At 50.3% G+C, this 14,298-nt stretch carries 15 protein-coding genes; 7 read left to right on the forward strand and 8 right to left on the reverse strand.

Annotated elements, in window-relative coordinates; all coding sequences use genetic code 11:
- Positions 1–246: 246 nt before the first annotated feature.
- From GYRE_RS21875 to GYRE_RS24670, 3 genes are read right to left on the reverse strand one after another with little or no spacing between them, the layout of a single operon-like run.
- Positions 247–1,050, reverse strand: a complete 804-nt coding sequence (locus GYRE_RS21875) for an abortive infection system antitoxin AbiGi family protein (protein ID WP_038258478.1) — start codon at positions 1,048–1,050, stop codon at positions 247–249.
- A 12-nt stretch (positions 1,051–1,062) separates the two neighbouring features.
- Positions 1,063–1,773 (reverse strand): hypothetical protein, encoded by a 711-nt coding sequence (locus GYRE_RS21880; RefSeq protein ID WP_038258481.1) that lies wholly within the window; start codon positions 1,771–1,773, stop codon positions 1,063–1,065.
- Between the two features lie 13 nt (positions 1,774–1,786).
- The gene (locus GYRE_RS24670) at positions 1,787–2,677 is read right to left on the reverse strand and encodes a RipA family octameric membrane protein (protein WP_146748679.1); all 891 of its coding nucleotides are present in this window, start codon (positions 2,675–2,677) and stop codon (positions 1,787–1,789) included.
- 362 nt (positions 2,678–3,039) lie between these two features.
- Between GYRE_RS24670 and GYRE_RS21890 the strand changes: the two genes are divergently transcribed.
- On the forward strand, positions 3,040–3,612 hold the full coding sequence (locus GYRE_RS21890; RefSeq protein WP_038258486.1) for a recombinase family protein: 573 nt from the start codon (positions 3,040–3,042) through the stop codon (positions 3,610–3,612).
- Between the two features lie 105 nt (positions 3,613–3,717).
- Here the strand turns inward: GYRE_RS21890 and GYRE_RS21895 are convergent, their stop codons facing one another.
- Positions 3,718–4,446, reverse strand: coding sequence for an AraC family transcriptional regulator (locus tag GYRE_RS21895; protein WP_050812375.1), 729 nt, complete (start codon positions 4,444–4,446; stop codon positions 3,718–3,720).
- A 71-nt stretch (positions 4,447–4,517) separates the two neighbouring features.
- Positions 4,518–5,075, reverse strand: a complete 558-nt coding sequence (locus GYRE_RS21900) for a kinase inhibitor (protein WP_038258493.1) — start codon at positions 5,073–5,075, stop codon at positions 4,518–4,520.
- 206 nt (positions 5,076–5,281) lie between these two features.
- On the opposite strand from GYRE_RS21900, the gene rlmI reads away from it, so the two are divergent.
- Both rlmI and hspQ read left to right on the forward strand, forming a co-directional pair.
- The gene (gene rlmI, locus GYRE_RS21905; RefSeq protein WP_038258496.1) at positions 5,282–6,493 is read left to right on the forward strand and encodes a 23S rRNA (cytosine(1962)-C(5))-methyltransferase RlmI; all 1,212 of its coding nucleotides are present in this window, start codon (positions 5,282–5,284) and stop codon (positions 6,491–6,493) included.
- A gap of 60 nt (positions 6,494–6,553) precedes the next feature.
- Positions 6,554–6,871: a heat shock protein HspQ gene (gene hspQ, locus GYRE_RS21910; protein ID WP_006819366.1), complete on the forward strand. Its 318-nt coding sequence runs from the start codon at positions 6,554–6,556 to the stop codon at positions 6,869–6,871.
- 29 nt (positions 6,872–6,900) lie between these two features.
- Here hspQ and GYRE_RS21915 read toward each other — a convergent pair whose 3' ends face one another.
- The gene (locus GYRE_RS21915) at positions 6,901–7,314 is read right to left on the reverse strand and encodes a CoA-binding protein (RefSeq protein WP_038258499.1); all 414 of its coding nucleotides are present in this window, start codon (positions 7,312–7,314) and stop codon (positions 6,901–6,903) included.
- 172 nt (positions 7,315–7,486) lie between these two features.
- On the opposite strand from GYRE_RS21915, the gene csgI reads away from it, so the two are divergent.
- Both csgI and mgsA read left to right on the forward strand, forming a co-directional pair.
- A complete protein-coding gene (gene csgI, locus GYRE_RS21920) occupies positions 7,487–8,146 on the forward strand; it encodes a curli synthesis inhibitor (RefSeq protein ID WP_006819364.1) in 660 nt (219 codons plus the stop codon).
- A 91-nt stretch (positions 8,147–8,237) separates the two neighbouring features.
- Positions 8,238–8,696, forward strand: coding sequence for a methylglyoxal synthase (gene mgsA / locus GYRE_RS21925; protein WP_006819363.1), 459 nt, complete (start codon positions 8,238–8,240; stop codon positions 8,694–8,696).
- A gap of 35 nt (positions 8,697–8,731) precedes the next feature.
- On the opposite strand, the gene helD is transcribed toward mgsA, so the two are convergent.
- Complete coding sequence (helD, locus tag GYRE_RS21930; RefSeq protein ID WP_038258845.1) at positions 8,732–10,786, reverse strand: DNA helicase IV; 2,055 nt, start codon at positions 10,784–10,786, stop codon at positions 8,732–8,734.
- A gap of 122 nt (positions 10,787–10,908) precedes the next feature.
- On the opposite strand from helD, the gene GYRE_RS21935 reads away from it, so the two are divergent.
- Together GYRE_RS21935 and yccS are read left to right on the forward strand one after the other, a co-directional pair.
- Positions 10,909–11,355, forward strand: coding sequence for a YccF domain-containing protein (locus GYRE_RS21935; protein WP_006819361.1), 447 nt, complete (start codon positions 10,909–10,911; stop codon positions 11,353–11,355).
- Between the two features lie 18 nt (positions 11,356–11,373).
- Positions 11,374–13,515, forward strand: a complete 2,142-nt coding sequence (yccS, locus tag GYRE_RS21940) for a YccS family putative transporter (RefSeq protein WP_038258503.1) — start codon at positions 11,374–11,376, stop codon at positions 13,513–13,515.
- Here the strand turns inward: yccS and GYRE_RS21945 are convergent.
- Positions 13,451–14,116, reverse strand: coding sequence for a TfoX/Sxy family DNA transformation protein (locus tag GYRE_RS21945; protein WP_038258847.1), 666 nt, complete (start codon positions 14,114–14,116; stop codon positions 13,451–13,453). The genes yccS and GYRE_RS21945 overlap by 65 nt on opposite strands.
- Positions 14,117–14,298 lie beyond the last annotated feature (182 nt).

Consider the following 14,298-nt stretch of genomic DNA (forward strand, 5'->3'; position numbering starts at 1 on the left):
AGTATTTGGACTGACTTCAAGCATCGTGGTTTATATATTAATATCTCTCAAACCCAATTTATCTTTAGGTATCGCACAAATAATTTTTATTCATATTCTCTAACATTAGGTATTTTAGTGATAATATAGCTATTTATGACCTCAAGAATTCAAAGGCTAACTCCTGAGGTAGGAAATTTAATATTCTTGCATATATCTTAACAACGCCCGTATGCAATCACATCCAGGCGATGCTACCACTTCATCTCATAAATCATTAAAAATTTGTCGAGATATAAATAGCTTAGATATTAAATGAGTATAATCATCACCGCCCGCAACATCTCCAAAATATTCAATTAATTGAGAGGCATAATTCTCGTTAGGTACTAAAATGTATTTTATATCGCTTATTTCAAATTTTAACCGTGACGAGTCTGATTTCCACATTCTTTGGTTAGCTTTTGTTTTCCATTCCGGATCACTATCTCGTGCAATTTTTATTGGTACTATGTCTGCCTGAATGTCAGGAACATATCTCCATTCATTCTCATTAGCAAATCTATAATTTTCATTTACAAGCTCGCCTTTTCTTACAAGTGGCCCCTCATAATTCTTCATATATCGCAAAATATTTATAAGGTCGCGGTACTTTGCCTTCTCTAAAGAATAAACTTCCTCGTATGCTTTCAAACTGCGTAGTTCTCTATTCATTTCTCTAAGGCGTTCATTAAAGGCCGTGAACATAGAGCAATTTTTATTCAGATAGCTCACAGGGTTTAATCCATGTTTTATTGCCCACTCTTTTTTTAATCCAACCCCGAACCGCCCATACTTCTTAATATGCTCATACAGATGTGATAATCTAATATCACAGAATGAAACCATTGGTATACCAAACTCCCGTTTTGAATCAGGTCCTATAATAGATTCCTTCGCATAAGAGGCTCGAAAATAGCCACTGCTAAGTATACTTTTCAATGACTCGATCTCTTTAGTAAAATGTAATATTGTACTGGGATAAAGGCTTTTCTCGATCCGGCATGTTGTTTTCTTTGCTCTAAACTTCATAATAAACAACTCCTAAGTTACATCTTTACCAAATGAATAATCACAATCAATATTTCTTATTCCCAACTTCTTTTCGAAAATAGTGGCTATTTTCTTCTGTAGTTCAACAACTTGGGATTCAGCTTTTTTTACCTCGTCACACTCTATAAAATCTATATCTTTTGCAAGTAATAATAAGTATTCATAATGTGAATTTAAATAATCACTACGTAGTGATAATATTTCCATAATCACTTTATTAAATGAATCATTTACTGTAACATTAAATCGTCCTAAAAGGGTTCTTTCATTATATATCTCACTTAACTCATCGAGGTCAGAAGTTGTAATCTTGGCGATCTCAGAGATTATTTTTTCATTGACATCCACATTGGAACTCTTATTAATAATGTCATTAATAAGCTTTTTTCGAAACAATACATCAGCATAAAGGCGATGATTTATAGACCACAATTTCTTATCAAATTGAATTGCAATTTGATGTGCTGAGTCAAGAGTATTCATTCTTTTCTTCTGCTTTAACCAATTATTGGTGATACTCCCGGCCCAAAAGGCAGCACATAAAAGCCCTATATTGCATACTGCACTGACCCAATCACTAATTGATCCCCACTCTATTTCTTTTTCACCTGTAACCAGTACCTTCAACAACACCAATCCGGTCAAAGATAAGATGGCTACAGTTAACCCTAACAAACCACGATTCCAATACTTTAATTCCATATCATAACCTCTTTTAGAATAATGAAAATAAAAAATCGACGCTAAAAATGACATTACCTAATTTATAATACATAATGCTTAAGAATATTATTAAACCGTAAGTAGAGGTGAACAAGGAAATAACGAGAAATTTATTTATGAATTTCTTGAGAGAACCACTTATATTATCTTTATGTGTTATACGAACAAAATAAGATGTGACAAACACATCTTGAGTTTTATTTTTAGAGAAAGTAAAAATAACTATATATACTACGGATGCTATCAAAATAACGAACAATGGGATGATGAAGTTTTCATTTTCTTTTAGAACAAAGCCTAAAATAACTAACCAGCATACATATATAGCCATAAAGAAAAGAAGTAACATTCTTGAAATGGATGTTCTGTTTTCGGATGAGACCAGATGTGTAGAATATATCCTTCCTGAAAAAAGTGGTTCCAGCATTGAGATATGAAGTTCCCAATTTCTTTTCCAGTACTCGCCACTAACCATCATTAAATGTGACATTATAGTAAAAACCACACCAAGGAAAGATATGAAAGCTATGAGTAACAGAAGATTGTGATCACGTTCACTTATATTTGGTTTAAAATATGTTGATGCAAGTACACCGCATAGTGTTATTAACGCCGCAATTATAGTGAAGCAATAACTTGCCCTCTTCCAAAAAAGTTCTATTTCAAAGTTTCTTATCGAATGAGCTTTATCATATGCTTCCTTAAGAATGGCAATATCAGATAACGTTACTTTTGATTTTCCACTTAATCGGGAACCTAATAGTTTGTTAAAGTAGATTCTGTTCTGGTCAATATATTCTTGATGGTAGGGGTCAACATCACTGGTCTCTTGATATGTAGAGCTTGCTGTCTGGACAGAATGAGGCTTAATACATTTCCACAAAACATGCGACTTCCTATCTGATAGTTATGTTCCTAATACTTTACTACTGTGTCCGATAAAACTCACTAAAAACAAGTCTCTAATCAGTAACATCATACTATGGGTATAATTGCATCCAGGATGATGAAACTTGTAATCGTAAAAGTTCAAGCAAAGACATTGCGTTATGGGAATCACAATTTTAAAGAAAATATCCATATTTGATGTGTAGCGATTAAGCATCCTTAATCGCTACACATCAAACCTCCCTTTAAACTTGATAAAACGTAGCGATTTGCCTTGAATTTCCATCGCTACACGCTACACGCTACACGCTACAATAAATCGCAACATACATATCGAAACAACGCAGAGATTTTGACATGGCACACGTCGCTTATATTCGCGTTTCGAGCTTGCAACAAAACAGCGATCGACAATTAGCAGATACAGGGGTCAGCTTTGACAAAGTATTCACTGAGAAAGTAAGTGCGAAAGATACCAATCGTGAAGCATTCTTAGCGATGATGGAGTACTTACGCGAAGGTGATACATTACATGTGCATGACATCAGCCGCCTTGCTCGTAATACAGCAGACCTTCTATCTACCGTAGATACATTGACTAAACGAGGTGTCGCAATCCAGTTTCATCATAAAGGTATTAAGACGGGAGATAGCTCACCAACAGGTAAACTGGTTTTAACTCTGTTAAGTGGAATCAGCCAAATGGAACGTGAGCAAATGCTACTGCGACAACGTGAAGGTTATGAAGCGGCTAAAGCCGCTGGTCGTATTTCCGGACGTGGAAATGGCAGGAACATCCCTCGTAATGAGATAGTAGCAGCATTAGCTTCTGGTGGCAGTGTCCGCTATGTGGCTTCTGAATTCGGTGTGAGTACCAACACCATTAGCCGAATCAAGAAAGAAGCAGTGCAACGTCTTAAGTTACAATAAGAAAATGATTTCTTTCACCCAAGCAGAAAAGATTTTGCACGACCTAATGCACCCACGCAAGGGTGCAGACGTTTGCCATCATAGTTCTCCTCTGACCGTTGACTATCAGCGCACCGTTTTAGGCAGGCAGCCGTAGTGCTGGCGAAACCGTGCGGTGAAACGAGAACTGGAAAGATACCCACAACGCACCGCAATTTCACCAATGGGTAATCGGGTCGACTGCAGCTGGGACAGCGCCGCCGCCATGCGCACTTCTTCAACGATTTGCCGAAAGCTCTGGGATTCCAGCTGTAATCGTCGCCGCAGGGTCGACGCGCTGACCGCGAGGGTTGCCGCGATATCCTGCGCGGTCCATGCCTTCGCCGGTGACAGCATAACCATCTGCCGTACCTGCTCAGTCAAATTAAGCCGGGGCTCAATCAGTAATGGCCCTGCCACACCGTCATGCAGCAGCGCCAGCAAAAGCCCAAAGGCCTGGTGTTTTTGCAGCGCCTCAGGTAAATCATGACGAACAGCATGCAGCAAACTTTCCCACATAAATGCCAGGCTCTCGCTGTAAGGAGCACACAGTGAAGAGGCATTTGCCGGGGGATAAGCCTGAACGTAATGCGCTTTAAATTCCGCCATCACGTCCGCTGATAATAATAGCAAATCGGAACGAAACGTCCCTCGCGCTGGCTGGTTAATAATCTCAAGCGAGGTATTCGCCGGGATGATAATTATGTCTCCGGGCGTGGCAACCAGGCGATTATCCTGCTGGATAATCACCTTGCTTCCCTGAGTGATATGGCAAATCGCGGCGCTAAAAAGCTTAACACGGTGCAGACGATGCATCTGGCCAGAAGTGACCTCCGCCGCCGTCAGATGTTTATGTTGCAACTGAACTTTCTGCACCCTGTCACCTTCTATCTTCCGTAAGTGGCAATTAACTGCGTTTTCGCAATCACATGGCTGTTAAGCATAAACCCAACCAGCGCGCCGCTGGCCTGGTTATCAATAGGCAGTTTATCCGTATTCAACGCCCAGACGGTAAATTGATACCTGTGCGGTTTATCCCCCTCTGGTGGACAAGCCCCGCCGAACCCCGCATAGCCGAAATCATTTCGTCCCTGGACCGCCCCCGCCGGCAGCTTGCTGTTATTCGCGTTCCCGGCATCTGAATCGAGACGATGCGTCTGCACCGGGATATTCACCAGGGTCCAGTGCCACCATCCGCTGCCGGTCGGCGCATCCGGGTCGTAGACCGTTATAGCAAAGCTTTTACTGCCTGCCGGTGGATTTTTCCAGCTCAGCTGCGGCGATATATTACCGCCTGCACAACCGAAACCGGCAAAAACCTGCTGCTGGGCTAAACGGTGGTTTGCGGGAATATCCGCGCTCGTAAGGCTAAAAGTTTCACTCGCCAGGGCGTTAAAGCTCATGACCGTCAGGATCCCGGCGATCAGGGTTACACGTTTTTTCATTGTATGTCCTCGCTGGTGTAGAGAAATACAATGTAAGGCACAACCTGTTTTCGTAATGTGCCTGTACGATTTGATTTTGTGCCGAAACGCGCAACATCACACGCTGATGATTGCGAATGGCTTCTGTGCTACTCTACGCGCCATTTTATTTTTAACAATGCAGGCGCTGGCGCAGTTATTCCCCCCGGTGCCAGAGGTTATCCGGAATGACTGAATCTACTTTTACAAACCTTCCCCGTTTAGTGCTGGCCAAAGGACGTGAGAAATCGTTACTCCGCCGTCATCCCTGGGTCTTCTCCGGTGCCGTTACGCGTGTGGAAGGTAAACCCCGTCTCGGTGAGACCATCGATATTTTTGATAGCCAGGGGAAATGGCTGGCTCGCGGTGCTTACTCACCGGCCTCGCAAATTCGCGCCCGCGTCTGGAGCTTTGACGCAAACGAAAGCATCGATACTGAATTCTTTATTCGCCGCCTGCAGCAGGCCCAGCAGTGGCGCAGCTGGCTTGCTGAGAAAGACGGTTTAGACAGCTATCGCCTGATTGCCGGCGAGTCAGACGGTATGCCGGGTGTGACCATCGATCGTTTCGGCAACTTCCTGGTTCTCCAGCTGCTGAGCGCCGGAGCGGAGTATCAGCGCGCCGCGCTTATCACCGCGCTGCAAGCGCTGTACCCGGAGTGCGCCATCTACGACCGCAGCGACGTCGCAGTACGTAAAAAAGAAGGGATGGAGCTGACCCAGGGCCCGGTCACCGGCGAACTGCCGCCTGCCCTGCTGCCGATTGAAGAGCACGGCATGAAGCTGCTGGTGGATATCCAGGGCGGACACAAAACCGGCTACTACCTCGATCAGCGCGACAGCCGCCTCGCAACGCGTCGCTATGTTGCCGACAAACGCGTGCTGAACTGCTTCTCCTACACCGGCGGCTTCGCGGTTTCTGCGCTGATGGGCGGCTGCCGTCAGGTAGTGAGCGTGGATACCTCTCAGGAAGCGCTGGACGTCGCAAAGCAGAACGTCGAGCTGAATAAACTCGATCTCAGCAAAGCAGAATTTGTCCGCGATGACGTCTTCAAGCTGCTACGCAAATATCGCGACCAGGGCGAGAAATTTGACGTTATCGTCATGGATCCGCCGAAGTTCGTCGAAAACAAAAACCAGCTGCAGGGCGCCTGCCGTGGCTACAAAGATATCAACATGCTGGCTATCCAGCTGCTGAATCCAGGCGGTGTGTTGCTGACTTTCTCCTGCTCCGGACTGATGACCACCGATTTATTTCAGAAAATCATCGCCGATGCCGCTGTAGATGCTGGTCGTGATGTACAATTTATAGAGCAGTTCCGTCAGGCGGCCGATCATCCGGTGATCGCTACCTACCCGGAAGGGCTGTATCTGAAAGGGTTTGCCTGTCGCGTCATGTAACTTGAAAAGTGAGACATTGCCCTCATATCTGAGGCATGAAATGTTTCCCGGGAGGTGACTATGATTGCCAGCAAATTCGGTATCGGCCAGCAGGTCCGCCACTCCCTGTTGGGCTATCTGGGCGTTATCGTCGATATCGACCCGGAATATTCGCTTGAAGAGCCGTCTGCCGATGAAATTGCGGTAAACCCAGAGCTGCGTGCTGCCCCGTGGTATCACGTCGTGATGGAAGATGATGAAGGTCAGCCGGTGCACACCTATCTGGCCGAAGCTCAGCTGAGCGGTGAACTCACCGATGAGCACCCTGAGCAGCCGTCGATGGATGAACTGGCGCAAACCATTCGCCGCCAGCTTCAGGCGCCACGCCTGCGAAATTAATAAAAACCCCGCCGAGGCGGGGTTTTTTGTTACTTCGCGAGCCCAAGACGGGGGATTTCAATCGCCGGGCAACGGTCCATTACCACGTTCAGACCCGCATCGCGCGCCAGCACGGCGGCCTGATCGTTAATCACCCCTAGCTGCATCCACAATGTCTTCGCCCCGATGGCGATGGCCTCTTGTGCTACACCCCACGCGGCCTCTGAATTGCGGAATACGTCAACCATATCAACCTTCTCTGGGACGTCGGCGAGAGTGCCATAGCCCTGCTGGCCGAGTAGCGTTTTACCGGCAACCTTTGGCGAGACCGGAATGACGTGGTATCCCTGGTCGAGAAGGTATTTCATTACCCGGTAGCTCGGACGATCGGGTTTATCACTTGCCCCCACCAGCGCGATGGTGCGGGTCGATGTCAAAATGCCTGCAATATCGTTCTCTTTCATCATTTTCCTCCGGATGCTTTAGCCAAGTGTACGCCATTGTCGTCACAGCAACCATTGATCCATACAGAAGCATGAGGGCAGGACCGGGCACAGTGGCTATATGTTAATAAAATTGCGATTAGTAAAATTTTGATACATTCTCAATGTAAACCCACTTTTTCAGGAGAAGATCATGAAAGCCGGGAGCCTGCTACTGAGCGCTATTCTCCTGTTACCGGGTATGCTTCACGCGACCACGCTACGCCTGTCCAGTGATATCGACCTACTGGTGCTCGACGGTAAAAAGGTTTCCAGTACGCTGCTGCGCGGTGCCGACAGCATTGAGCTGGATAATGGCCCGCACCAGATGGTTTTTCGGGTGGATAAAAGCCTCCCCCAGAGCAGCAATTATCAACATTATATTTCGCCGCCGATTATCGTCAGCTTCGATACCCGTTTAATCAGCCAGGTTAATATCAACCTTCCCCCGCTGGACAGCCCTGAGCAAACCCGCAAGTTCGACGTTTTTCCAGAAATCACCCTGGTCGATGGCAACGCGCTGCCTATCCCGCTTCGGCTGGATATTCTGACCACCAACGCCACGCCTTCAGGCATTGATTACGAGCAGGCGGCGGCAGCCTACAATCAGACAAGTAAAACGGCATCGCCCACAAAACCGAGCCTGCCGCTCCCGGATGATAGCGCCCTGCTGTCGAAAAAAAGTGAGCTTGATTTTCCTGTTGCACAGGCACAAAACCTGACCGAGCAGCGCCTGAAATACTGGTTTTTACAGGCCGATCCGGAGACCCGCCGTCGTTTTCTGCAGTGGGCGCATCAACAACCCTCCTCCTGAATCATTCATTTGCCATTTATTTGCGCTGGCTGCTTGCAGCGGCGAACGCATTCAGTAATCTGTCAGCATCATAAAAATTCGGAATATCATTATGGAACTGACCACACGCACACTCCCGGCGCGCAAGCACATTGCGCTGGTGGCACACGATCACTGCAAAGAGATGCTGTTGAAATGGGTGGAGCGTCACCGCGCACTGCTCGAAAAGCACGAGCTGTCTGCCACCGGTACCACCGGCAACTTGATTCAGCGCGCCACCGGCCTGAACGTGAACGCCATGCTGAGCGGCCCGATGGGTGGAGACCAGCAGGTCGGTGCGAAAATTTCGGAAGGGAAAATTGATGTGCTGATTTTCTTCTGGGATCCGCTGAACGCGGTGCCGCACGATCCGGATGTAAAAGCGCTTCTGCGTCTGGCAACCGTCTGGAATATTCCGGTCGCTACTAACCTCTCCACCGCCGATTTCATTATCCAGGCGCCAAACTTCAACGATCCGGTCGATATCCTGATCCCGGATTACCCGCGTTATCTCGCCGAGCGACTGAAATAGTCATGGCGCTGACGCCCGCGGGCGTCAGCGCTGCGCTAGGGTTTACGTACCACCGGTACTGAAAGATCTTTTAAAATCTCCACGAACGAAGATGGCTCCTCTTTGTTGTAAAGCAGCCAGACTCGCTGACGGGCGCGGGTTAATGCGACATACAGCAGACGACGCTCTTCGGCGTCCGGGAAGTCTTCCGGTTGCGGCAATAACGCCTGCTCCATCACCGATTCACGCGCCGGTGCCGGGAACGCATCCTGCCCCTCTTTCAGCCCAACAATAATCACGTAATCCGCCTGCTGCCCTTTACTGGCGTGAATAGTCATGAAATCTAACTGCAGCTTCGGCCAGCGGGTGGCCGCTTTTTCAAGACTTGCGGGCTTCAGGTGGTGATAGCGTGCCAGCACCAGAATTCGCTCATCCGGGGTGGCATAGCCGCTGAGCTTATCAAGCAGCGCGTCGAGCTGGTCGTCCGCCATCAGCGTGACGGCCTTTTTATCCCCGGCGCTCAGGCTGTTCAACGGCTTCGCCAGCTGGTGCGGGTTCTGCTGCACAAAGCGGTTAGCGATTTCGCCAATCCGCCCGTTGAAGCGGTAGGTGGTATCCAGCGCGCAGCTATCGCCTTCACCAAAGTAATGGTTGAAGGCGGTCGTCAGCGAGAGCTGAGCCCCGCTGAAACGGTAAATAGCCTGCCAGTCATCACCCACGGCAAACAGCGTGGTGCGCGAGTTCTGCTTACGCAGTGCCGCCAGCAGTGCCGCACGCTGCGGTGAAATATCCTGGAACTCATCCACCAGGATGTGCTTCCACGGGCTGACAAAGCGCCCTTTCTCCAGCACGCTTATCGCCTGATGAATTAGGCCGGAGAAATCGACGGCGTTTTCTGTTTTCAGCGCCGTTTTCCATGCTTTCAATAGCGGTGCCATGAGCTTAACGCGTTTACCGAACAGCGTTTTCACCTCTTCAGGTGCGCCCTCAATCATTTCCGCCTGCGAGCCACCGTGCATACGCATCAGGCTCACCCAACGATCGAGCCGCCCCCCCATGCGCCGAGCCAGCTTCTCGTCCTGCCAGTACTGGCCTTCAGGCAGGTTCCAGCCCATCTCTTCCTCAAGCCACAGGCGCCAGCCGTTAGCCTGAGCTTTTTTCTCACCGCACTGTTGCTGCCAGGTTTTTACCAGCAGCGCCTGGCGGGCTTTACTGTCGTTTTCAAGCTTACTGATAGCAGGGACTTTTTTGCTACCCTGCTGAATAATGTGCAGCGCCAGCGAATGGAACGTTCTGGCGCTGATGGCATCGGTATTCAGGCGCTCGCGAATACGATCGTCCATCTCTTGCGCTGCCTGGCGGCCAAACGCCAGCAGGAGGATTTGATCGGCGGCAGCTTCCCCCCGCGTCAGTAGCCAACCAGCGCGAGCGACCAGCACCGATGTTTTACCGCTACCCGCCCCCGCCAGTACCAGCACCGACTGCTCGCCGTTTACCACCGCCCGCGCCTGCGCCGGATTCAGCGGTGAAGATTCAATGTTGGCGAAAAACGCCGAGTATTGCGTCAGCATTGCATCGGTAAAGGCCTGGTTATGCTTCAGGCGGCTGCGTTCAATATCTTTAAGCCATCCCTGACACTGCTGCCACAGCTCGCGGCAGTTGTCGAAGTCATTCAGCCTGCCAACCGGGATCGGCAGCGCCTGCAGGGCCAGCAAAATTTTTTCGCGGATCCCCTGCAACGCCTGGCGAGTAAGCCATTTACCTTCGGCGCTAAAGCGAGAAATCTCCGCTAATTGCTGCTCCAGTACGCCGGCCGCAATGCCACTCATCTCTTCTCCCCACTGTTCCCAGAGAGAATTAAGATGATGATGGAAGCGTTGGGTTTCTGCCCATTCGGTGCCGTGCAGGCGGACGACTTTATTTTCCGGCAGGACGAACTCCAGTTCGCCCCATACCAGCCCGCGTTTGCACTGAATCGACAGCAATTGATTAAAAGGAATGAGAAATTCGTGGCGATCGCCAGAGACTTTCACCCCAGCATTGAGGATTTCGACCCGATCGTAAGGGTGCTGCGCCATGCGCTTGCCCAGTGTTGTTGCTTTTAGTTCCATGTCTTGCCAAATCCCGGCCATATTGGTTATTACCAGTTTAACCGCCAGATACCAGGTGCTCCAGCGCAAAAAAACGTTACAATTGCCGTGTCTGAATAATTTTAAGGAAGAACAGAGGGTTTATGCGTACCGTTCTGAATATTTTGAATTTTATCCTGGGTGGTTTCGCGACGACGCTCGGCTGGCTGCTGGCGACGGTGGTCAGTATTGTGCTCATCGTCACACTCCCCCTGACCCGTTCCTGCTGGGAAATTACCAAACTGTCGCTTCTGCCGTACGGCAATGAAGCTATCCACGTCGACGAACTGAACCCGGAGAGCAAGAGCAGCCTGATGAACGCAGGTGGAACATTGTTGAACATCTTCTGGTTCGTCATCTTCGGCTGGTGGCTGTGCATCATGCATATTTTTGCCGGTATCGCCCAGTGCCTGACCATCATTGGTATCCCGGTGGGTATCGCCAATTTCAAAATTGCCGCGATTGCCTTGTGGCCGGTGGGCCGCCGCGTCGTGACCGTTGAAACAGCCCGCGCCGCGCGTGAAGCCAACGCACGTCGTCGTTTCCAATAATCTGGACTGATTACCAATATGCTAAGCCCGTTGCTTCGCCGCTATACATGGAACAGTTCATGGCTGTACAACGTCCGGATTTTCATCGCCCTGTGCGGCACCACCGCGCTACCGTGGTGGCTCGGTGAGGTCAAGCTGACCATACCACTGACCCTCGGCGTGGTGGCTGCGGCGCTGGCCGATCTTGACGATCGTCTGGCTGGTCGTTTGCGTAACCTGGTCATCACCCTGATCTGCTTTTTTATTGCCTCGGCCTCGGTAGAGCTGCTCTTTCCCTGGCCATGGTTGTTCGCCCTCGGCCTCACCCTTTCAACCAGCGGATTTATTCTGCTTGGTGGTCTTGGCCAGCGCTACGCCACCATCGCCTTTGGTGCGTTACTGATTGCCATTTACACCATGCTCGGCGTATCGCTCTATGAGCACTGGTATCAACAACCTTTATATCTGTTGGCCGGTGCGGTCTGGTATAACGTGCTGACGCTGACCGGGCACCTCATCTTTCCCATTCGTCCGCTGCAGGACAACCTCGCCCGCAGCTATGAACAGCTCGCACACTATCTGGAGCTTAAATCCCGTCTGTTCGACCCGGATATTGAAACCGAAAGCGAAGCACCGGTGTACGAACTGGCGCTGGCAAACGGCCAGGTGATGGCCACGCTCCACCAGACCAAGGCGTCGCTGCTCACCCGTCTGCGCGGCGATCGTGGCCAGCGTGGTACCCGGCGAACCCTGCACTATTACTTTGTCGCCCAGGATATTCACGAGCGGGCCAGCTCCGCGCATATTCAGTACCAGACGCTGCGCGATAGCTTCCGCTACAGCGACGTGATGTTCCGATTCCAGCGGCTTCTCTCCATGCAGTCTCAGGCCTGCCAGCAGCTGTCACGCTCAATCCTTTTGCGTACCCACTACCAGCATGACTCCCGCTTTGAGCGCGTGTTTGCCCACCTGGATTCCGCGCTCGACAGAGCACGGGCGAACGGGGTATCGGCTGAGCAGGTCAATGCCCTCGGCTATCTGCTCAATAACCTGCGGGCCATAGATGCTCAGCTGGCAACCATCGAATCTGAACAGGCACAGAACCAGCCGCGCAGTGAGACGGAAAACCTGCTCGCCGACGACCGACTGCACGGATTCAGTGATATCCGTTCGCGCCTGGGCCGTAACATGGCCCCGGAATCCGCGCTGTTCCGCCATGCGGTGCGCATGTCGCTGGTGCTGTGCGCGGGTTATGCCATCATCCAGTTTACCGGGATGCATCATGGCTACTGGATCCTGCTGACCAGCCTGTTTGTCTGTCAGCCGAACTACAACGCCACTCGTCACCGCCTGGCGCTGCGTATTATCGGGACGCTGGTCGGGATCGCGATTGGTCTGCCGGTGTTACTGCTGGTGCCGTCCGTTGAGGGACAACTGCTGCTGATAGTGGTGACCGGGGTACTATTTTTTGCCTTCCGTAACGTGCAGTACGCCCATGCAACCATGTTCATTACCCTGCTGGTGCTGCTGTGCTTTAACCTGCTGGGGGAAGGTTTCGAAGTGGCGCTGCCGCGGGTGGTTGATACGCTCATCGGCTGTGCTATCGCCTGGGCGGCGGTCAGCTTTATCTGGCCCGACTGGCGATTCCGCAATCTGCCACGCGTACTGGCGAGAGCGGTTGATGCTAACTGTCGCTACCTGGATGCGATTCTTGAACAGTACCATCAGGGGCGGGACAATCGCCTGTCCTATCGCATTGCGCGCCGTGACGCCTGGAATCGCGACGCGGAGCTGGCCTCGGTTATCTCGAATATGTCGACAGAGCCAAAAGTCACTCCAGAAATGAAAGAGACGGCATTTCGTCTGCTGTGTCTGAACCACACCTTTACCAGCTACATCTCTGCCCTCGGAGCACACCGGGAACAACTGACGAATCCCGAAATCCTGGCGCTGCTGGACGACGCCGTATGCTATGTCGATGATGCTTTTCATCATATGCCGGCTGACGAAGCGCGAGTACAGCAGGCCCTTGCAGGCCTGATGCAGCGTATCCATCACCTGGAGCCACACGCGGACAGTAAAGAGCCGCTGGTACTCCAGCAAGTTGGGCTACTGGTTACTCTTCTGCCTGAAATATGTCGTCTTCAGCAGCAGGTGGCTCCTCTGGAGCCGGGTATTTAATCCCCGGTAATGCATGTACCCAATCCATCAGCTCCTGGCGCCTTTGCGCCGGGAGCGCCGCGGCATGCAGTCCATGAATTGCACCTTCCAGCGCAAACAGCAAACTGATACTGATCCCCTTTCTCCGTTCCCGCAGCTTAAGCCAGCACAGTTGTGCACCAAGCGAACACAGCATTCGCTGATCCTCTATCCCGGCATCCAGCAGCATTAGCTCCGTATGGAACGAGATATTGGGCAAATGCCGCAGCTGCCGCTTGTCCTGACGCTTTTGTTTCTCTCGCTGTGCATCGCGCAGTGAGTGACCCGATAAATGCAGCAGAAGCCCGGTATTACGCCATAGCGCTTCGCCAACGTGGAAATAGTTGAGCAGGATGGGCCTTCCTCGCTTAACCAGTGTGAGTAGCGGTGAAGGATTTTCGACCTGATAGGTCGCACTTTGCTCACATACCCGCAGATATAGTTCCCCCTCCGCGACCATGGCAAAAACGGTATCCTCAATAGCCAGGCTATAGCCGCCAAACAGCGCCCGATATTCAATCACCCCCAGTGGCGACAGGTATTCCTGCGACTGATGGATCTTCTTATATGTCATATCTTTCATGATTATTCCTTTGTTAATCATGCCGTTAACTGATGAATGGTGAATAGCGGATCCGTTAATCAGGAAAATAGGTAACTTCACTGCGGGCAGCAAGATGATTTTCATCCTGAGGAGGACTTCGGTGTAATTTTGCGAGACGCTTTCAGAAAATGAGGTTGATCTTTGTACTCAGTGGTAGTACT

The organism is Yokenella regensburgei ATCC 49455 (genome assembly GCF_000735455.1).
Taxonomy (GTDB): Bacteria; Pseudomonadota; Gammaproteobacteria; order Enterobacterales; family Enterobacteriaceae; genus Yokenella; species Yokenella regensburgei.

What these genes read in the sequence shown, in the direction of transcription:
- GYRE_RS21945 (WP_038258847.1), bottom strand. Translation starts at nt 14,116, where the DNA reads ATGAAAGATATGACATATAAGAAGATCCATCAGTCGCAGGAATACCTG.
- GYRE_RS21875 (WP_038258478.1), bottom strand. Translation starts at nt 1,050, where the DNA reads ATGAAGTTTAGAGCAAAGAAAACAACATGCCGGATCGAGAAAAGCCTT.
- GYRE_RS21880 (WP_038258481.1), bottom strand. Translation starts at nt 1,773, where the DNA reads ATGGAATTAAAGTATTGGAATCGTGGTTTGTTAGGGTTAACTGTAGCC.
- GYRE_RS21895 (WP_050812375.1), bottom strand. Translation starts at nt 4,446, where the DNA reads ATGCATCGTCTGCACCGTGTTAAGCTTTTTAGCGCCGCGATTTGCCAT.
- GYRE_RS21900 (WP_038258493.1), bottom strand. Translation starts at nt 5,075, where the DNA reads ATGAAAAAACGTGTAACCCTGATCGCCGGGATCCTGACGGTCATGAGC.
- helD (WP_038258845.1), bottom strand. Translation starts at nt 10,786, where the DNA reads ATGGAACTAAAAGCAACAACACTGGGCAAGCGCATGGCGCAGCACCCT.
- csgI (WP_006819364.1), top strand. Translation starts at nt 7,487, where the DNA reads ATGAAAGCCGGGAGCCTGCTACTGAGCGCTATTCTCCTGTTACCGGGT.
- hspQ (WP_006819366.1), top strand. Translation starts at nt 6,554, where the DNA reads ATGATTGCCAGCAAATTCGGTATCGGCCAGCAGGTCCGCCACTCCCTG.
- GYRE_RS21915 (WP_038258499.1), bottom strand. Translation starts at nt 7,314, where the DNA reads ATGAAAGAGAACGATATTGCAGGCATTTTGACATCGACCCGCACCATC.
- GYRE_RS21890 (WP_038258486.1), top strand. Translation starts at nt 3,040, where the DNA reads ATGGCACACGTCGCTTATATTCGCGTTTCGAGCTTGCAACAAAACAGC.
- mgsA (WP_006819363.1), top strand. Translation starts at nt 8,238, where the DNA reads ATGGAACTGACCACACGCACACTCCCGGCGCGCAAGCACATTGCGCTG.
- rlmI (WP_038258496.1), top strand. Translation starts at nt 5,282, where the DNA reads ATGACTGAATCTACTTTTACAAACCTTCCCCGTTTAGTGCTGGCCAAA.
- yccS (WP_038258503.1), top strand. Translation starts at nt 11,374, where the DNA reads ATGCTAAGCCCGTTGCTTCGCCGCTATACATGGAACAGTTCATGGCTG.
- GYRE_RS21935 (WP_006819361.1), top strand. Translation starts at nt 10,909, where the DNA reads ATGCGTACCGTTCTGAATATTTTGAATTTTATCCTGGGTGGTTTCGCG.